We start from the raw sequence: 17,468 nt of genomic DNA, 5'->3' as shown, positions 1-17,468 counted from the left end.
TTTTGGAATACATTCTGCCTGTCCTGAATAAAATAATAAGACGGACAGGAAGGGGGATTTTGATGAGAAATAAATTGTCCTACCTTTTCTTTTTACTGTTTCTGTTCTGCAGTGTTCCATATCTGCTGACAGTAGTGCTTTCAGGAAAAGAAGAAGCAAAACCTGTGGATTTTCAGACACACACCAGCGGCTATACTGTGACAGTAAGCGGAAAACCAATGGACTTAGAATCCTATCTGCTGGGTGTATTGCCGACACAGATTTCTATGGATGATGAAAAAGAGGCGCTAAAAGCCCAGGCGGTCATTTTGAGGACAGATATTATACGAAGAATGGGTGACAAAAAGAACATAAGCCAGGATTCTCTTCCATACAAACATGAGTCGGATGACAACCTTCAGGAAAAGCTAGGGGAACAAAAATATAAAATATCCGATCAGTTAAGAAAACAGGCAGTCGGGGAGACGACCGGGGAGGTCATGACATATGAGGGAAAGTACATACAGCCGTATTTCCATGGCATCAGCGTCGGTACTACTTTGAGTGCCAAAGAATGGTTTGGAAAAGAGATCCCTTATCTTCAGGAAAAAGACAGTTTGAAAGATGTGGAATCATCGGAATATATGACTGGTATCCCAGTTACATACGGACAGGTGGTGACTCAGCTAAAAAAGGAGAAAAAGATCAGTCTGTCGGTGGAAGAAGCCAAGAAATCCATACGAATCAAAGAAAAGACGGGAAACGGTTATGTCAAAAAGGTACAGGTAGGAAAATATGTTATGACCGGAGAGGCGTGGGCAAAATGCTTTCAGCTGAATTCTACCAACTTTTATCTGGAGCCGTATGACGGCAAACTGAGGATGGTCGCCTTGGGAAAAGGACTTGGACTCGGACTGTCCCAATACGGAGCCAATGAGCTGGCCAAGGACGGAAAAGGCTATAAAAAAATCTTAAAATATTATTACACAGGAATTCAAATTACAAAAATGTCTGATCAGTGAATAAAGCCTCTGAATTCGGTAAAACTATCACTGAGGTGATGAAAATGAAAGGACATAACCGGGACGTCTCTTCCCCATTAAAGAAATACTATGCGGTGATGCTGGTAGGACTGGCCCTTTTTATCGGGATCATGACATATTACAGCATAGAATTTAAAAATAAAAGAGACTTAGCAAAACAGCAGGTAGATTTAAACAAGGATTCTGTCGGTGTCAATAACGGGGCTACCGAGGGAACAACAGAAGCAACGACAACAGAAGCGACAGAGGCAGAGACTGAAAAGACCACAGAGACTATGAACCAGAATACGGTATCATATGATGGAAAAACAAAGCTTGCCTGGCCGCTGACAGGAAACATTCTGATGCCTTACAGCGTAGACTCCACTATTTATTTTGAATCCCTGGATCAGTACCGGGTAAATAAGGGAATCATGATCGAGGCAAAAGAGGGAATGGCAGTAAAAGCTCCGAAAAATGCAAAAGTAGAAGAAATCCGCAAGACCGAAGAATACGGACAGACTGTACTCCTGGATTTAGGAAACGGTTACACCGCTCTCTATGGACAGCTGAAAGATCTTGCTGTGAAAGAAGGAGATATGGTGACCAAGAACCAGATCCTCGGTAAGGTGGCGGCTCCTACTGACTGCTTTACACTGGAGGGTGCAAATGTGTACCTGCAGATGGAAAAGGACAAGAAGACAATTAATCCAACCAGTTATTTAGAATAGTGGAACAAAGATGTAAAAATATCGTATACTATATAAGAAGCAAAAATAACAGTCAATGTACTTTCTACTTTACTTTGCTTTTTAGGGTATTTTACTTTTCACATCTTTGGCTGCTGTAGAAGAAAGGCTGCCGCTTCGGCAGCTTTTTCTTCGAATAAACGAAGGAGAATTATAAATGAAGAGCTATACATATATTTTAAAGTGCAGCGACAAGAGTCTCTACACAGGATGGACCAATGACATTGAAAAACGGCTGAAGTCCCACAACGAGGGCAAAGGCGCCAAGTACACAAGAGGCCGGACGCCGGTTGAACTTGTGTACCTGGAGGAGTTTGATACAAAAGAGGCGGCGATGAAAAGAGAAGCCGCCATAAAAAAGATGAGCCGGGCAGAGAAATTAAAACTGCCCGGCATAAAAGTGTGAGTTTTTCAGCACTATTTCCGTCGCACTTTGTTGTAGAATCGTTGCGAGCTGTAACCGTGAATCCGGAACGGTCTACTGTGTGTGCAGATACTCTTCTGTTCATGACTGCTCCTTCTAGGCCAATTACAATTATCGGAGTAGAAGAAAAGGCTTCGGTAAAATTCACCCTTGCATCTACGGTAGAAGAAGCGTTTACACTGACACTTCCTCGGTTTATCAATATTTTTCTATTTGCAAATTTATCTAGTTGTGAATTGGTATTATCTAAGCTGGTTTTATCTGCTTTTTTTGAAATTTCTGCTTTTAAAGCCGAAGTTGTATTATTTAAAGCCAAATCTAAATCATCAGCCCTACGATTCACTTCACTGATCGCTTCTGTATGTTCCCGGTAAGCCTCAATATTCACCAACCCGCTGGAATCCAGTACAACTTCAAACGGTACCGTATTGGAAGTATATAAATAAAAATTCCACGTAACAGAGTACCCCGGGCTTTCTGCTTCAGAAGGAACATGTTTCGCCTGTGATGTCTGTGAAATGCAAAACAATATCTCACCTTCATCCGGATCTTCCGCGAAAAAACCAACCTGCCATAAGTCATAGCTCTCATTTAAACCTGTGTTTTCCAAAATATTCATTTCTTTCTCCTTTGTAAAAAATGATTTGTTAACTGCAGAAATGAATATAGCATGATGACCGCGGGCAATGTGGGCAAGTTTGGGTTTGCGCAGAAAAAAGAAACACAATGCTTCTGTGTTTCTTTTGATATCTCCCCAATATGCTGCCTCCAAACAAAACGTTAAATAAAAAACATCATGATCAAATGGCAGGCGCTTCCTCCCATGACGAACAGATGAAAAATTTCATGCAGTCCGAAATTCTTCCGGTGGTTTTCAAACCATGAAAGCTTCAGGGCGTAGATGATGCCGCCTACGGTGTAAATGATACCGCCGGCCAAAAGGAGTCCGAAGCATACTGCAGACAATTTCTTAAATAACGGAGATATGGCTATGACGCAGAACCAGCCCATGGCGATGTACATGACAGATGACACCCATTTAGGACAAGTCACCCAGAACATTTTAAAAACAATTCCTAAAATAGCGATGATCCAAATGGCGGTCAGCAGCCCGTAGCCCACTTTGCCGCCCAGTACTATGGTGCAGATCGGTGTATAGGAACCCGCTATCAGGATAAAGATCATGGCATGATCGAGTTTTTTCAAAACCTTCATCACATGCTCAGAAGAATAAACGGAGTGGTAGGTTGTGCTGGCTCCGTACAGGCCGATCATACTCAGTACAAAGATTGTCAGTGAGGCGATACGAATATAATCGTGAGTCTGAACACTGCTGACAATCAAGGGTATACCGGCCATAACGGACAGAACCATGCCAATAAAATGAGTGATTGCACTTCCGGGATCTTTCAGTCTATAATTCATAGTGTATATACCTCCGATAAAAACTTGAGTCATTAATATATTATATGTAGTAATGAAAACTATATTCGGTGTATTTATATACTACTACTACAGTGCAGTTATTTCAAGGATTTTTCCTATATTTATAAAAAGTTAAGATATTAATTGACATATGTCAGAAATGTGGTATCATAATAAATGACATATGTCAGTAAACCACCAAAGGAGAAAACGGATGCCGAGACCCAGAAAATGCAGAAGAGTCTGTGCCATGCCGGAGAATCAGGGCTTTGAGCCGCTGGGAAAACAGGAAAAATACTGCGGAAACAGAATCGTCAAGATGAGTATTGATGAATACGAAACCATTCGGCTCATTGATTGGGAAAAGCTCACTCAGGTGCAGTGTTCGGAGCAGATGGGGATTGCCAGGACCACGGTTACAGGCATCTACGATTCTGCCAGAACTAAGCTGGCTGATGCTCTCATTCATGGAAAGATGTTAAAGATTCAGGGCGGGGATTATACACTCTGTTCTGGAGATAAAGAAAAATGCAGCGGGCACTGCTGTAAAATAGAAAAGGAGAAAGAAAGATGAAGATAGCAGTAACTTTTGAAAACGGAGATATTTTTCAGCATTTCGGACATACAGAGCAGTTTAAGATTTATGAAACAGCCGACGGAGAAGTGTTAAACAGTGAAGTCGTATCCACCATGGGAAGCGGGCACGGTGCTTTGGCAGGATTTTTACAGGAACACGGGGCAGATACTCTGATCTGCGGCGGAATCGGTGCAGGGGCACAGGAAGCTTTAAAGGAAGCAGGAATTACTCTGTACGGAGGAGTTTCCGGAAGCGCGGATCAGGCTGTTGAGGATCTGCTTAAAAATGAACTATCCTATGACGAAAATGTCATGTGCAGCCATCACGGTGAAGACCACCATCATGACGGAAACTGCGGGGAGCACGGCTGCGGCCGTCACTAATTGTCGAGAGACAGGCACATCGTCTTCTTGACGCGGAACATGAAAATGTGTTATAGTTGATAACGTTGTTGCTCTGGATTGTCAGCATGCCTGACAACCCGGAGCATTATTTTTGATTGAAAGAGAAAGATACAGAGGAATTTATGGACGCAGTAAGATTTGATGAGTTGAATATTAATGATAAAATATTAAAAGCAGTGAAAGAGATGGGCTTTGAGGCTTCCTCTCCGATCCAGGGGGCGGCAATCCCGGTGATTCTTGAGGGAAGGGACATTGTTGGTCAGGCACAGACAGGAACCGGAAAGACCGCTGCATTTGGAATACCGCTTTTGGAAAAGTTGGATACCAAGGTGAAAAAGCCTCAGGCAATGATTTTATGTCCCACAAGAGAACTGGCGATCCAGGTGGCAGATGAGATCCGTAAATTAGCCAAATTTATGCATGGAGCAAAAGTGCTTCCGATCTATGGGGGACAGAACATTACAAATCAGATCCGGTCCCTCAAAGCAGGAGCCAATATTATAGTAGGAACACCGGGCCGTATCATGGACCATATGCGCCGTCATACTTTAAAATTAGAAGATTTGAAAATGGTAGTCCTGGATGAGGCGGACGAGATGCTGAACATGGGATTCAGAGAAGATATTGAAAGCATTTTAAAAGAAGTGCCGGAAGAAAGGCAGACTTTATTATTCTCTGCCACGATGCCAAAGGCGATCCTGGACATTACAAAAAAATATCAGAAGGATTCTAAGCTGATCAAGGTAGTGCGCAAGGAACTGACGGTACCGAATATAGAGCAGTACTACTATGAGGTAAGGCCGAAACAGAAGGTTGAAGTGCTCTGCCGTCTGCTGGATATGCATTCTCCGAAGCTTTCTATCGTATTCTGCAATACAAAACGTATGGTAGACGAAGTTGCGGGAGAGCTGAAAGGCCGGGGATACTTTGCAGAGGGAATTCACGGAGATTTGAAGCAGAGTCAGAGAGACCGTGTCATGAAAAGTTTCAGAGGCGGGCGTGTGGATATCCTTGTGGCAACAGATGTGGCTGCAAGAGGCATCGATGTAGATAACGTAGATGCAGTATTCAATTACGATCTCCCTCAGGATGATGAGTTTTATGTGCATCGGATTGGGCGTACCGGACGCGCAGGCAGGACCGGAAATGCATTTACTTTTGTAGCCGGAAAAGAAATTTATAAGCTGAGAGACGTACAGCGATACTGCAAAACAAAGATTAAGGCAAGACCGATCCCCAGTATAAACGATGTTCAGGCTACCAGAGCAGAAAAGAGCCTGGAAGAGATCACAGGGCTGATCGAAGAAAATAATCTGGATAAATATGTGGATATGTTGGATGAGTTTATTAATGAGACTGACTTCACTGCATTGGAAATCGCCGCGGCATTTTTGAAAAAGCAGATTTCTGAAAACGAAGAGGAAGTCCGCCAGGGTGAAGATTTTGGAGATACTGGTGCCGAAGCCGGTATGGTGCGGCTCTTTATCAATATCGGAAAGAAGAAAGGTGTCAGGCCGGGGGATATCCTTGGGGCGATTGCAGGGGAGTCCAGTATCTCCGGTGATTTGGTAGGTGCCATTGATGTGCATGATCAATATACATTTGTAGAAGTGCCGAAAGAGGTTGCAAAAGACGTTATGTACGGAATGAGACACGCAAAGATCAAAGGGAAAAGTGTCAGCATGGAGCCGGCAAACAGGAAATAAATACAGAGCACTATGACGGAATGAATTTTCGTCATAGTGCTTTTTTCGCAGATTTCTCAAGTAAGGTCCTTGACAACACATGTAAGGTGATTTATACTAAAAACAGTAACAATTATTATTATGAGAGGAGGCGCCTATGCAGCCTGCGACGAAAAGGAGCAAGCAGAGGGATGCGATCATTAACTTTTTGATGACGAGAAAAGATCATCCGACTGCGGATACCATTTATGTAAATATAAAAGAAGAGTTTCCAAACATCAGCTTAGGTACGGTTTACCGCAATCTGGCACTGCTGTCAGGCCGCGGTGATATCTTAAAACTGAGCTATGACGGCGGGGCAGACAGATATGATGCTAATGTTGGTCCGCACTATCATTTTATATGCAAAGAGTGCGGGGAAGTTATCGATCTTGAGATGGACCCGATCGACTATGTGAATGCGATTGCAAGCGCCCAATTTAAAGGTCGTGTAGACGAGAATGTCACTTACTTCCGTGGGGTATGTGAAAAATGTTTAAAAAAAGATATTGACAATACAAAATAGCGGTGTTATGATTAGATCAGCAAGAAAACAGTAATAGTTACTGATATCTTAACTGAGTTTCTTGAACATAGCAAAAACAGTAAAACAAATAAATCAAAAGGAGATGTATAAGTATGAAGAAATGGGTTTGTACAGTATGCGGTTACGTTCACGAGGGAGATACTCCACCAGAAAAATGTCCGACATGCGGAGTTCCGGCAGAAAAGTTTAAAGAGCAGACAGGCGAAAGAGAATGGGCTGCTGAGCATGTAGTCGGAGTGGCACAGGGAGCCAGCGAAGACATCATGGCGGACTTAAGAGCAAACTTTGAAGGAGAATGTTCTGAAGTAGGTATGTACCTTGCGATGAGCCGTGTGGCACACAGAGAAGGATATCCGGAGATCGGATTATACTGGGAAAAAGCTGCACTGGAAGAAGCAGAACATGCAGCAAAATTTGCTGAACTGCTCGGAGAAGTATTGACTGACAGCACAAAGAAAAACCTTGAGATGAGAGTTGATGCAGAGAATGGAGCAACAGCAGGTAAGTTTGATCTTGCAAAGAGAGCGAAGGCAGCAAACTTAGACGCAATCCATGATACTGTACATGAGATGGCAAGGGATGAAGCCCGCCACGGAAAAGCTTTTGAAGGATTATTAAAAAGATATTTCGGATAGAAAACATAGAGAAAAGAGACTGTGGCCGCAGTCTCTTTTCTTCTTGCTTCTCAGTAAAGTGTAAATCTAAGGGTTCAGGATATTTTTTACAATATCTGTATCACTTAAATAGACCATTTTGGAATCTTTCAGCTTCACATAGTAATTTTCTCCACTCTTGTCTTTGGAACCGATATAAAGGGTGAGAGATTTTGTTTTCTTTGTTTCCGTATCCTTGTAAGTAATATCTACTGTGATACGGGATTTACTGTTCAGGCCGTATTTTGCAAGGTCTTTATCTTCTGCAGAGTAGTTCTGACAGTCACCGAATGTGAAAACTCCAAGTCCTCCGGCAATGCTGTCCATATCATTTTTGGATTTGGATGTGTAGGTTTTTACCCTGCTGCCGCTGGTTACAACAACTTTTTTTAGATTCCCGCTGCTCAGTGTGGGAAAGGTATCCGTCTGCAGCATATCATTCAGAGAGTAAGATAAACCAGAGAGAAGATCTGCGGATACGGTATAAACAGTTGATTTGTCATCCAGCGTCAGATAATAGTTGTCTCCGGAGGCACTGCCGATATAATAAGTCGTCTGTGTTCCCTTTTTATCTTTCACCCTGATCGTATAAGCGGGGTGTTCCAGCCCATAGTCTTCAAGACTGTCACCGTTTTTTAATTTCCGGACGGCCTCTATCTTTTGAAACTGAGATGCCATGGAGGTGAGATAACTCTGTTCCAGAGGAAATTCGCTGTCCTTTTCATAAAACCATGTACCGTTTCTTTTCACAAAAGACAGGTTCTGTCCGTTGTTATAAGAAATAGAGGTGAGGTCCGACATGTTTTTAATGATCAGTTTATCGGAAGAACGTTTTTGTTCAGACTGTTTTTTCTGATACATGCGGATTCCGGCGTACAGGGCCAGAAGGCCCGCAAATACCAGGGTCAGAATGATCAGTGTTTTTTTCTGTCTCATAGAAACCTCCTTACCTTCTTCTTCTGCGGAACCATATGATAAAGCCGCCGGCAATGACCACAGAAGGAATCACGAAGATGATCAGGATACTGAAGATACCCGGATGTGCAATGGTGTTATAAGTTACCTGAAGGCTCTTCGGTGAGATGGAGATATTATCTGCACTGTCCAGATTCGCTGTGACAGAATTCATGAACAGAGTAAGGTTCTCTAAGGTTGAGAAAGACTCTGTTATCTGTGCGTCGATGAGCATATTGCTTCCGTAAACGGTCAGACGGCTGTCTTTCTTTTTTTTCTTTCCTCCGCTGTCTTTTACAGTGACCGATTCTGTGGCCGCTGCTCCCAATATATAGGTTCCCTGCGTCTGTTTTTTCTCTGTCACGGCACAGCCGTTCTCGGAAGTGGTCATAAAAGATTCCACGTTGATTGTGTCCCGGACAGGATCTGTCTGCGTCATGCCTTTCGAGTTGACCACCAGCACAGAATTTGAGGAAATACCGGAAGCCATATCGCCGCTCACAGATAAGTTTGGTATGAGGTAATAATAATTACCCTGATAGCAGCGCTCTGCATCCGCAATATATCCATTGGCGACTTTCATGCCGTAGTCCTCAAAAATGCCATAGAGCCGTGTCATGCTCTTGTTTGTATAGGCCAGGAGGGACATGACGTTTCCTCCTTCTTTCAGATAAGCGGTCAGAACTTTGGCTTCATCTTTTGTGAGATCACTGGTGGGTCCGTTGAGTATAAGAAGGTCACAGTCATCCGGTATGGATGAGGCAGTCAGGAGATTCAGCTCTGACACAGAGATTCTGGATTTTTCCATCAGGCCTGTGACAGAAGATGACAGGGCGGTTTCACCGTGTCCGGTCGTGTAATAAGCCTTGTATTCTTTTGTATTTGTCACATAATCTACTGCACTGGTCAGCTGCCCGTCTCCGTCAAACTTTGTGGCGGAAGAAGATGTATTATAATAGGAAGATTCAGTTACTAAAATATCGTCGAAGGAGATCGAAGTCTGCCGGTCTGTTGCTTTACAGGATACGACGATACTGTTTTTTTCCGTGTCATACTTTGTCAGTGCAGAAGGATGCAGTACGGGGTCGATCCATTCTACTCTGAGGCGGCCGGAGAGAGAGGCATACTTGGTGATAAAGGTCTTGATGCGGTCATCAGTGCTTCCTTTTTCCGCGATTACATAAAGGTTGACGTCATTCTTCAAACTTTTAAGCAGCTTTTGGCTTTTTGACGAGATCTCATATATATTGGTGTCACTGATATCAATCTGCCGGATCTTTTGAGGCAGCTGGGCCACAAGAAGATTAAACAGGATTACGATTCCTATGACAACGGCAGTAACAGCTATGCTGTATGAGCCTCTCCTGGAATCCTTTGTCTGAAATAGTTGTTTTATTTTATCCACTTACAGTCCTCCTAACTCCATCGTCTTTTCTGAAATGTCTGTATCGTCAAGAAAATAAAAAGAATGATGACGGAGAGATAATATAAAAGCCCTCCGATATCAAAAATATAGTTCTGGGCAAAATTATAGAAAACGCCGGTCAGGACGAAATGTTCCAGAATATCATGAATGAAATTTTCAAATACAGACGATTTAATGAAATATACTGCAATACTTATGACTGCTCCGGCAATTTCTACGGTTCCGGCGATAATCTGATTTTTTGTTATATGAAAGATCAGGCCTGCGGCCAGTGACAGGATCAGGATGGTGATGATGACACCGCTGGGTGCGCTGGTCGGAATATAGCTTAAGAGATTATCAAGCATATACAAAAAGAATAAAACCCCGAAGGTGCTGATCGCCGCAATGACCGGACTCTCTGTCAGGGAAGACAGTAACATCCCGATGCCGATAAAAACACAGCCCAGCAGATAAAATGCCAGGATTGAAGAATAGTCCACCAGAAGATGGGCATTTCCGTGAAACTTGATAATCAGAGGAAACAGGCAGTAGATCAGGCAGGGCATGGCAAATACCGTGATCATTGCAAAGTATTTGCCTAAAATGATCTTTGTCAGAGACACAGGCGAGGTCAGAAGCAGCTGGTCTGTCTTATTTTTTCTCTCCTCCGCGAAGCATTTCATGGATAGAACCGGGACCGTGATCAGAACGGCAAAGATTACACCGGACAGAGAATAAGAAAAATAGGGATATCCGCTCATCAGGTTATATACCATAAAATATACACCCCCGATGACAGTGAGGAATGCCGCAAAGGCACAGCCAATCATAGAGGTAAAATAGGAGCGGAGTTCCCGCTTATAAATTGCTTTCATTTTCTTCGTCTCCTTCCTGTTCCTGAATGTCTGTATCGGTCAATTCCAGGAAAATGTCCTCAAGAGTCGTCCTGGAAATATAAATCCTGGTGACCGGGATTTCTTCTCTTGCAAAAGCAAGGGAAATCTCCCGGCAGATCTTCTGGCTGTCGCCGGAGAATTCCACAGAGATGTCGCAGGAATCTCCCGTGTCTCCTTTCCAGCAGATCGCGCGTATGCCAGAGAGAGAATCCAGGACAGACTGTATACGTGCCGGGTCCGACATGATGGTAAGCTCCACAGTATCCTTTCCGCGGGACATTTCTTCCAGCTGTTTTGGTGTACCCTCGGCTGCCAGGCGCCCTTTTGAAATAATAAGAACATAATCGCAGATCTCCTGGACCTCCGCCAGGATATGAGAGCTGAGGATGATAGTATGGTCTTTGGAGAGCGTGCGGATGAGCTGCCGGATTTCGATGATCTGTTTTGGGTCCAGGCCAACGGTCGGCTCATCCAGAATAATGATATCGGGGAAACCAAGGACTGCGGCCGCGAGACCGGTCCTCTGGCGGTATCCTTTGGAAAGATTGCGGATCAGGCGGCTGGAAACATCGGTAAGCCTGACGAGACTTAGGACTTTATCCACCTGTGCTGCACTGTCTTTTCTGGGAATCTCTTTTAATTCAGATACGAAACTTAAATATTCCCGGACGGTCATATCCGGATAGAGGGGCGGAATTTCCGGCAGATATCCCACGGATCTTTTCGCTTTCTCCGGCTCTTTTAAAATATCGAACCCGTTTATCAGAACTTCTCCGCTGTCTGCACCGATATATCCGGTCATGATGTTCATCGTGGTAGACTTTCCGGCACCGTTAGGTCCGAGGAAACCATAGACCCGGCCTTTCTCGATCGTAAATGACAGGTCATCCAAAGCCGGATGGCTGTCATAGCTCTTTGTAAGGTGTTTTACTTCAATCAATTTACTGCCTCCTTTTATGTTGTCTCTTAACAGAATAAAAGAGAAAGCTAAACAAAATGTGATGAAAGTTTGATCTTTTTGTGTTCTCCTTCTTATCCTCAGTTACAAGTCTTTTTTTTTATTTCCATTTCTGTTATAATCTTAGAAAATAATTTCCATTTGACCTGCATTGTGTGAAAAGGGGCGGTGACTATGAAGGTAAAAGGCGTCAGACTTTATGGGGTAAAGGACATCAGGATGGAAGAATTTGAACTTCCCGGGATCAAAGAGGACGAGATCCTGCTCAAGATCCTCTGCAATGGAATTGCTATGTCTACTTTAAAAGAGATCACGCTTGCACAGAGGCATCTGAGGGTTCCGAAGAACATACGAAGATATCCGATATTGATCGGACATGAATTCGCCGGTGTCATTGAACAGGTGGGTGAGAAGTGGAAGGATCAGTACCGTCCGGGGGACAAGTATGTAGTTGTTCCCGAGATACCGGGACAAATCGAGTCTCCTGGTTATTCCTATGAGTATTTTGGAGGAGCTGCCACCTACTGCATTGTCCCGGGAGAAGTGATTGAAAAGGGATGTCTGCTTACTTTTGAGGGGGAAAGCTACTATGAGGCAACGGTGGCACAGGCACTGTACAGTATCGTAGGAAGCTTTCACTCCAATTATCACAGCAAACCTGGTTCCCATGACCATATCTCCGGCATTAAAGAAGGCGGCAATACAGTGATCCTCGGGGGATGCGGACCCATGGGGCTGATGGCCATCCGCTATGTCCTGGCTATGGAGAGGAAACCGAAGAGGCTTGTGGTGACGGATATAAACGAAGAACGGATTGCCAAGGCCAGAAGGCTGATACCGGTGCAGGAGGCCCAGAGGACCGGAGTGGAGCTTTACTATATAAATCCGTCCATGATGGTAGACCCTGCTTCCGCGCTGCTGGCGCTGACCAATGAAAAGGGGTATGATGATGTTTTCGTCTATGCCCCGCCGAAAAATGTAGCGGAGACAGGGAACAGGATCATGGCCATGGACGGCTGCATGAATATTTACGCGGCTACTGCGGACAAGAAGTACAGGGCGGGCATGAACATCTACGGCAGCCATTATCTCAAGACAAAGCTTATCGGTTCATCCGGGGGCCTGAGAAGCGATATGGAGGAAGCCCTTGAACTGCTCCGTGACAAAAAGGTTGATCCGGCTATGAATATTACCCATATCGGCGGTCTTAATGCGGTTGTGGATACTACACTGTATTTAAAGAAAATGCCGGGAGAGAAAAAGATCGTGTACACGCACATCTCTATGCCGCTGACGGCGATTGAGGATTTTCGGAAGCTGGGAAAAGAAGACCCTTTATTTAAACGGCTGGCAGATGCATGTGATGAGGCCGGGGGATTCTGGAACAAGAAAGCGGAGGATATTCTGCTGGGTCGGCATTCGGCAGAAGAATAGAGATACAGATTTTTTTACCGTTATTTCCTAATAACTTCCTTGCATATTTGTATGTGAGTTAGTATAATATAGGAGTGAATTTACTTGACAAGTTCGGGTATAAGTAGGTATACTTTGATAATCAAACTATTATGAGGTATGAAGGAGATTAATTATGTTAGAGAAAATGAAGGAAATCATTGCAGAACAGTTAAGCGTTGATGAAAGCGAAATTGCGTTAGAGACATCTTTCAAAGATGACTTAGGAGCTGACTCTCTGGACTTATTTGAATTAGTTATGGCATTAGAAGAAGAGTACGATGTAGAGATTCCGTCTGACGATCTGACAGAGCTTAATACTGTCGAAGATGTAATCAACTACTTAAAGAATAAAGGCGTAGAAGATTAAGATTGACAAAATATTGACTTATAACTGATGATTTGAGGTTATAAGTCAATTTTTTAGAAACAGATATTTTGAAACTCAAAGTAATTGACGAGGTGATAACGATGGGTAAAATTGTTTTTATGTTTCCGGGACAGGGAGCACAGTATGTCGGTATGGGACAAGAGTTCTATGACTCTTTTGAACACAGCAGAGAAGTATTTGAAAAAGCAAATGAAGTGTTGGATATTGATGTGAAGGCATTGTGCTTCGAGGAAAATGAAGACATCAACATTACGGAGTATACACAGGCGGCCATGGTGACAGCCAGTGTGGCCGTCTTAAGAGAGATCGAAGCCATGGGCATAAAAGCGGATATGACAGCTGGTTTAAGTCTCGGGGAATATTGTGCCCTTGTTGCATGCAATGTCATGAGCTTTGAGGATGCAGTCAAAGTAGTCCGCCAGAGAGGAATTCTCATGCAGGACACAGTGCCTGCCGGAGAGGGAGCCATGGCGGCTGTTCTTGGCATGAAGAAAGAAGAGATCGAGGCCGTGCTTCCCGGAGTGAGCGGAGTTGTCTCCATCGCCAATTACAACTGTCCCGGACAGATTGTGATATCAGGTGAGGCCAAAGCCGTCGAGGCAGCGGCAGATGTACTGAAAGAGGCGGGGGCCAAAAGAGTCCTTCCGCTGAAAGTGAGCGGGCCGTTTCATTCTCCTATGTTAAAGACTGCCGGGGAAAAACTGCTTGAGGTCTTAAAAGACGTGGAAGTTCATGATCCGGAGATTCCATATGTGTCAAATACGACTGCAGAATTTGTCACTTCCAAAGATCAGGTGAAAGACCTGCTGGGAAAACAGGTTTATTCTTCTGTCCGTTGGGAACAATCTATACATAAAATGATAGAAGCGGGAGCAGATACTTTTATCGAGATCGGTCCGGGAAGAACTCTGTCCGGATTTATGAGAAAGATCGACCGGAAGATGAAAGTGATCAATATAGAGAAAAAAGAAGATTTGAAAAAGCTTGAGGAGGTCTTATCATGTTAGAAGGAAAAGTAGCTGTTGTCACAGGCGCAAGCCGTGGGATCGGCCGTGAAGTGGCACTGACCCTTGCAGGCTATGGGGCGAAAGTCATCGTCAATTATTGCGGGTCCAAAGAAAAAGCCGAAGGAGTGGTCGCTTCGATCAAAGAAAACGGTGGAGAAGCCAAAGTATATCAGGGAGATGTCTCCGATTTTAATACAGCCAGGGAAATGATGGCTTCCGTGAAAAAGGAATTCGGTTCCATCGACATTTTGGTCAACAATGCAGGAATCACAAAAGATAACCTGGCTATGAAGATGAGCGAGGAAGAGTTCGATCAGGTGATCAATGTCAATCTGAAGGGAACATTTAACTGCATGAAGCATGTGGCAAGGATTATGCTGAAACAGAAGTCCGGCCATATCATCAACATGTCTTCCGTTTCTGGAGTGATCGGAAATGCCGGGCAGATGAATTACTGTGCCTCCAAGGCAGGAGTCATCGGTATGACCAAATCTCTGGCGAGAGAACTTGGGTCCAGAGGGATCACGGTCAATGCGGTGGCACCGGGGTACATAGATACGGAGATGACGGAAGTGCTTCCGGAGGACGTGAAGAAGGGTATTATCGATACGATCCCGTTAAAAAAAGTAGGGACGACAAAGGATATCGCAGAGACAGTAGCATTTTTAGCATCTGACAAGGCGTCCTATATTACTGGGCAGACGATCAGTGTGGATGGCGGAATGGGAATGTAAAGGAGAGCAGTATGAAGAATTTAAAGAGAGTCGTAGTTACCGGAATGGGTGCGATTACTCCGATCGGAAACAGTGTGGAAGAGTTCTGGGACGGAATCAAACAGCAAAAGACTGGATTTGCTCCAATCAGTCATTTTGATGCCAGTGAATACAAAACTCATCTGGCAGCAGAAGTAAAGGATTTTAAAGCGAAAGATTATATAGACCCGCGTTCTGCAAGGAGAATGGAACTGTTCTCCCAGTACGCCGTGGCTGCGGCCAAAGAGGCTATCGAGGATTCCGGACTGGATCTGGAAAAAGAAGATACAGCGAGGATTGGTGTATCTGTCGGGTCGGGAACAGGAAGTCTGCAGATTGTAGAAAAAAACACCGAAGTCATCCGTACAAAGGGTCCTAACAGAGTCAAGCCTCTGGTAGTTCCGATGATGATCTCCAACATGGCTGCGGGAAATGTTTCCCTTGCGTTTGGGTTAAGGGGCAAGAGCATCAATGTAGTTACTGCATGTGCTACAGGCACGCAGTCTATTGGAGAAGCATTCCGCTCGATCCAGTGCGGCGAGGCAGATGTGATGGTGGCAGGAGGAACGGAAGCCTGCATCACGCCGGTAGCTGTGGCGGGATTTGCCTCTCTGACAGCACTGAGCAGTTCAGAAGATCCAAAACGTGCATCGATTCCATTCGATAAAGAGAGAGACGGATTTATTATTGGAGAGGGAGCAGGCGTGGTAGTGCTGGAGACATTGGAGCACGCCAAAGCCAGGGGAGCCAATATCCTTGCGGAAGTTGTGGGATATGGGGCGACCAGCGATGCTTTCCATATCACTTCACCGGCAGAAGATGGAGAGGGAGCAGCGCGTGCGATGCAGTTTGCCATTGACGAGGCGGAGATCCGTCCCGATGAGGTGGATTATATCAACGCCCACGGAACAAGCACACCGGCCAACGACAAGTTTGAGACGAAAGCGATCAAAACTACCTTCGGCGATCACGCCAGAGACTTGAAGATCAGCTCTACAAAATCGATGATCGGTCACGGACTCGGGGCCGCCGGAGCCATTGAGTTTATCACCTGTGTAAAGACTGTTTTGGAAGATTACATTCATCCCACTGTGGGACTTAAGGTGCCGGATGAAGAATGTGACCTGGATTATACATTAGAGCCGGTCACAGACCGCACAGTCAATTATGCTCTGAGCAATTCACTTGGGTTCGGAGGGCATAATGCAACGCTTCTGATCAAAAAGTTTGCGGAATAGGGAGGATAGGCTATGAAATTAGAGGAAATGAAAGAACTGATCCAGGCATTATCAGAGTCAGATGTCGATAAGTTTGAATATAAAGATGATGATTTCTCAGTGAAGCTGTCAAAGAAGAAGGAAAGAGTCTTCGCATCACCGGAATTCGCAGCGCCGCCTGTGCCCGCGGCTGCACCTGCGTCGCAAAGCACGCTGGAAGCTCTGCCGGAAGACGAAGAGGCGGAAGGCAATGCCGTGACTGCTCCTTTGGTGGGTACCTTTTACGCTGCTCCGTCGGAAGGAGCAGAACCGTTCGTGCAGGTAGGCGATACGGTGACAAAGGGACAGATCATTGGAATTGTTGAAGCTATGAAGCTGATGAACGAAGTGGAGAGTGAATTTGAAGGAACCGTAGTGAGCATCCCGGTTAATAACGGGGATATTGTGGAATACGGGGAAACTCTGGTCATTATCCGGTAGGAAAGGGGAAACATATGCTGAATATTAAAGAAATTATGAATATTATCCCGCACAGGAGCCCGTTTCTTCTGGTTGACCGGATTGAGGAAATGGAAGTCGGAAAAAGGGCAGTGGGCAAAAAATGCGTGACATACAACGAACCGTTCTTTGCGGGACATTTTCCGCAGGAACCGGTGATGCCGGGTGTGCTGATCATCGAGGCGCTGGCTCAGGTGGGAGCCGTGTGCTGCCTTTCTGCGGAAGAGAACAAAGGAAAGATCGGATTTTTAGGCGGAGTCAATAAGGCAAAATTCCGCGGCAAAGTCGTACCTGGAGACGTGCTGAATCTGGAAGTAGAGATGATCAGGGTGAAAGGACCGGTAGGCGTCGGCAAGGGAACCGCAACGGTGGACGGAAAGGTCGTCGCGTCCGGCGAAATCACATTCATGATCGGCTAGGAGGAAGCGTTG

21 protein-coding genes are annotated in these 17,468 nt (G+C 44.8%); 16 read left to right on the top strand and 5 right to left on the bottom strand.

Annotated elements, in window-relative coordinates; genetic code table 11:
• The first annotated feature begins 62 nt into the window (after positions 1-62).
• The 4 genes from P8F77_RS16925 (at position 63) to P8F77_RS16910 (ending at position 2,548) form a co-directional block, all read left to right on the top strand.
• On the top strand, positions 63-1,001 hold the full coding sequence (locus tag P8F77_RS16925; protein WP_024729292.1) for a SpoIID/LytB domain-containing protein: 939 nt from the start codon (positions 63-65) through the stop codon (positions 999-1,001).
• Positions 1,002-1,039: 38 nt separating this feature from the next.
• Entirely contained in the window at positions 1,040-1,732 is a 693-nt protein-coding gene (locus P8F77_RS16920; RefSeq protein ID WP_207727523.1) for a M23 family metallopeptidase, read from the top strand.
• Between the two features lie 175 nt (positions 1,733-1,907).
• Complete coding sequence (locus P8F77_RS16915) at positions 1,908-2,156, top strand: GIY-YIG nuclease family protein (protein ID WP_024729294.1); 249 nt, start codon at positions 1,908-1,910, stop codon at positions 2,154-2,156.
• Positions 2,153-2,548 carry a hypothetical protein gene (locus P8F77_RS16910; RefSeq protein ID WP_347256205.1) on the top strand — a complete coding sequence of 132 codons (396 nt, stop codon included), beginning with the start codon at positions 2,153-2,155 and terminating at the stop codon, positions 2,546-2,548. The genes P8F77_RS16915 and P8F77_RS16910 overlap by 4 nt, the downstream gene beginning before the upstream one ends.
• Positions 2,549-2,954: 406 nt before the next feature.
• Here P8F77_RS16910 and P8F77_RS16905 read toward each other — a convergent pair whose 3' ends face one another.
• Entirely contained in the window at positions 2,955-3,599 is a 645-nt protein-coding gene (locus P8F77_RS16905; protein WP_270430730.1) for a hemolysin III family protein, read from the bottom strand.
• Positions 3,600-3,813: 214 nt separating this feature from the next.
• On the opposite strand from P8F77_RS16905, the gene P8F77_RS16900 reads away from it, so the two are divergent.
• From P8F77_RS16900 to P8F77_RS16880, 5 genes are all read left to right on the top strand, one after another.
• On the top strand, positions 3,814-4,173 hold the full coding sequence (locus tag P8F77_RS16900; protein ID WP_024729296.1) for a DUF134 domain-containing protein: 360 nt from the start codon (positions 3,814-3,816) through the stop codon (positions 4,171-4,173).
• Positions 4,170-4,559, top strand: a complete 390-nt coding sequence (locus P8F77_RS16895) for a NifB/NifX family molybdenum-iron cluster-binding protein (RefSeq protein WP_024729297.1) — start codon at positions 4,170-4,172, stop codon at positions 4,557-4,559. Before P8F77_RS16900 ends, P8F77_RS16895 begins: the two co-directional genes overlap by 4 nt.
• 143 nt (positions 4,560-4,702) lie before the next feature.
• On the top strand, positions 4,703-6,286 hold the full coding sequence (locus P8F77_RS16890; protein WP_024729298.1) for a DEAD/DEAH box helicase: 1,584 nt from the start codon (positions 4,703-4,705) through the stop codon (positions 6,284-6,286).
• 136 nt (positions 6,287-6,422) lie between these two features.
• A complete protein-coding gene (locus tag P8F77_RS16885; RefSeq protein ID WP_270430725.1) occupies positions 6,423-6,830 on the top strand; it encodes a transcriptional repressor in 408 nt (135 codons plus the stop codon).
• A 113-nt stretch (positions 6,831-6,943) separates the two neighbouring features.
• Positions 6,944-7,486, top strand: a complete 543-nt coding sequence (locus P8F77_RS16880) for an NADH peroxidase (RefSeq protein ID WP_006568456.1) — start codon at positions 6,944-6,946, stop codon at positions 7,484-7,486.
• Positions 7,487-7,552: 66 nt separating this feature from the next.
• On the opposite strand, the gene P8F77_RS16875 is transcribed toward P8F77_RS16880, so the two are convergent.
• The 4 genes from P8F77_RS16875 to P8F77_RS16860 are packed head-to-tail and all read right to left on the bottom strand — an operon-like array spanning position 7,553 to position 11,702.
• Positions 7,553-8,440 carry a DUF4340 domain-containing protein gene (locus P8F77_RS16875; protein ID WP_287519100.1) on the bottom strand — a complete coding sequence of 296 codons (888 nt, stop codon included), beginning with the start codon at positions 8,438-8,440 and terminating at the stop codon, positions 7,553-7,555.
• A gap of 10 nt (positions 8,441-8,450) precedes the next feature.
• Positions 8,451-9,863, bottom strand: a complete 1,413-nt coding sequence (locus tag P8F77_RS16870) for a GldG family protein (RefSeq protein WP_287519103.1) — start codon at positions 9,861-9,863, stop codon at positions 8,451-8,453.
• An 11-nt stretch (positions 9,864-9,874) separates the two neighbouring features.
• Positions 9,875-10,741, bottom strand: a complete 867-nt coding sequence (locus P8F77_RS16865) for an ABC transporter permease (RefSeq protein ID WP_024729302.1) — start codon at positions 10,739-10,741, stop codon at positions 9,875-9,877.
• Positions 10,725-11,702, bottom strand: coding sequence for an ABC transporter ATP-binding protein (locus P8F77_RS16860; protein ID WP_287519106.1), 978 nt, complete (start codon positions 11,700-11,702; stop codon positions 10,725-10,727). Before P8F77_RS16860 ends, P8F77_RS16865 begins: the two co-directional genes overlap by 17 nt.
• Before the next feature lie 192 nt (positions 11,703-11,894).
• On the opposite strand from P8F77_RS16860, the gene P8F77_RS16855 reads away from it, so the two are divergent.
• From P8F77_RS16855 to fabZ, 7 genes are all read left to right on the top strand, one after another.
• Positions 11,895-13,154, top strand: a complete 1,260-nt coding sequence (locus P8F77_RS16855) for a zinc-binding dehydrogenase (protein ID WP_148459103.1) — start codon at positions 11,895-11,897, stop codon at positions 13,152-13,154.
• A gap of 154 nt (positions 13,155-13,308) precedes the next feature.
• The gene (acpP, locus tag P8F77_RS16850) at positions 13,309-13,542 is read left to right on the top strand and encodes an acyl carrier protein (protein ID WP_006568462.1); all 234 of its coding nucleotides are present in this window, start codon (positions 13,309-13,311) and stop codon (positions 13,540-13,542) included.
• Between the two features lie 101 nt (positions 13,543-13,643).
• Positions 13,644-14,570, top strand: coding sequence for an ACP S-malonyltransferase (gene fabD / locus P8F77_RS16845; protein ID WP_287519111.1), 927 nt, complete (start codon positions 13,644-13,646; stop codon positions 14,568-14,570).
• Entirely contained in the window at positions 14,564-15,304 is a 741-nt protein-coding gene (fabG, locus tag P8F77_RS16840) for a 3-oxoacyl-[acyl-carrier-protein] reductase (protein WP_024729306.1), read from the top strand. Before fabD ends, fabG begins: the two co-directional genes overlap by 7 nt.
• An 11-nt stretch (positions 15,305-15,315) precedes the next feature.
• Entirely contained in the window at positions 15,316-16,560 is a 1,245-nt protein-coding gene (fabF, locus tag P8F77_RS16835; protein ID WP_024729307.1) for a beta-ketoacyl-ACP synthase II, read from the top strand.
• Positions 16,561-16,572: 12 nt separating this feature from the next.
• Complete coding sequence (accB, locus tag P8F77_RS16830; protein WP_024729308.1) at positions 16,573-17,019, top strand: acetyl-CoA carboxylase biotin carboxyl carrier protein; 447 nt, start codon at positions 16,573-16,575, stop codon at positions 17,017-17,019.
• 14 nt (positions 17,020-17,033) lie between these two features.
• Entirely contained in the window at positions 17,034-17,456 is a 423-nt protein-coding gene (fabZ, locus tag P8F77_RS16825) for a 3-hydroxyacyl-ACP dehydratase FabZ (RefSeq protein WP_024729309.1), read from the top strand.
• The last annotated feature ends 12 nt before the right edge of the window (positions 17,457-17,468 follow it).

This window comes from Anaerostipes sp. PC18, from assembly GCF_039789045.1.
Classification (GTDB): Bacteria; Bacillota; Clostridia; order Lachnospirales; family Lachnospiraceae; genus Anaerostipes; species Anaerostipes hominis.
Note: the sequence above shows the minus strand (reverse complement) of the source record. Positions and strands in the feature narration are given on the sequence as shown.

Coding starts and splice junctions, on each gene's coding strand:
- fabG (WP_024729306.1), top strand. CDS start 14,564: ATGTTAGAAGGAAAAGTAGCTGTTGTCACAGGCGCAAGCCGTGGGATC.
- accB (WP_024729308.1), top strand. CDS start 16,573: ATGAAATTAGAGGAAATGAAAGAACTGATCCAGGCATTATCAGAGTCA.
- P8F77_RS16915 (WP_024729294.1), top strand. CDS start 1,908: ATGAAGAGCTATACATATATTTTAAAGTGCAGCGACAAGAGTCTCTAC.
- P8F77_RS16885 (WP_270430725.1), top strand. CDS start 6,423: ATGCAGCCTGCGACGAAAAGGAGCAAGCAGAGGGATGCGATCATTAAC.
- P8F77_RS16855 (WP_148459103.1), top strand. CDS start 11,895: ATGAAGGTAAAAGGCGTCAGACTTTATGGGGTAAAGGACATCAGGATG.
- P8F77_RS16890 (WP_024729298.1), top strand. CDS start 4,703: ATGGACGCAGTAAGATTTGATGAGTTGAATATTAATGATAAAATATTA.
- P8F77_RS16880 (WP_006568456.1), top strand. CDS start 6,944: ATGAAGAAATGGGTTTGTACAGTATGCGGTTACGTTCACGAGGGAGAT.
- P8F77_RS16875 (WP_287519100.1), bottom strand. CDS start 8,440: ATGAGACAGAAAAAAACACTGATCATTCTGACCCTGGTATTTGCGGGC.
- P8F77_RS16905 (WP_270430730.1), bottom strand. CDS start 3,599: ATGAATTATAGACTGAAAGATCCCGGAAGTGCAATCACTCATTTTATT.
- P8F77_RS16900 (WP_024729296.1), top strand. CDS start 3,814: ATGCCGAGACCCAGAAAATGCAGAAGAGTCTGTGCCATGCCGGAGAAT.
- fabZ (WP_024729309.1), top strand. CDS start 17,034: ATGCTGAATATTAAAGAAATTATGAATATTATCCCGCACAGGAGCCCG.
- fabD (WP_287519111.1), top strand. CDS start 13,644: ATGGGTAAAATTGTTTTTATGTTTCCGGGACAGGGAGCACAGTATGTC.
- P8F77_RS16895 (WP_024729297.1), top strand. CDS start 4,170: ATGAAGATAGCAGTAACTTTTGAAAACGGAGATATTTTTCAGCATTTC.
- P8F77_RS16865 (WP_024729302.1), bottom strand. CDS start 10,741: ATGAAAGCAATTTATAAGCGGGAACTCCGCTCCTATTTTACCTCTATG.
- P8F77_RS16920 (WP_207727523.1), top strand. CDS start 1,040: ATGAAAATGAAAGGACATAACCGGGACGTCTCTTCCCCATTAAAGAAA.
- fabF (WP_024729307.1), top strand. CDS start 15,316: ATGAAGAATTTAAAGAGAGTCGTAGTTACCGGAATGGGTGCGATTACT.
- P8F77_RS16925 (WP_024729292.1), top strand. CDS start 63: ATGAGAAATAAATTGTCCTACCTTTTCTTTTTACTGTTTCTGTTCTGC.
- acpP (WP_006568462.1), top strand. CDS start 13,309: ATGTTAGAGAAAATGAAGGAAATCATTGCAGAACAGTTAAGCGTTGAT.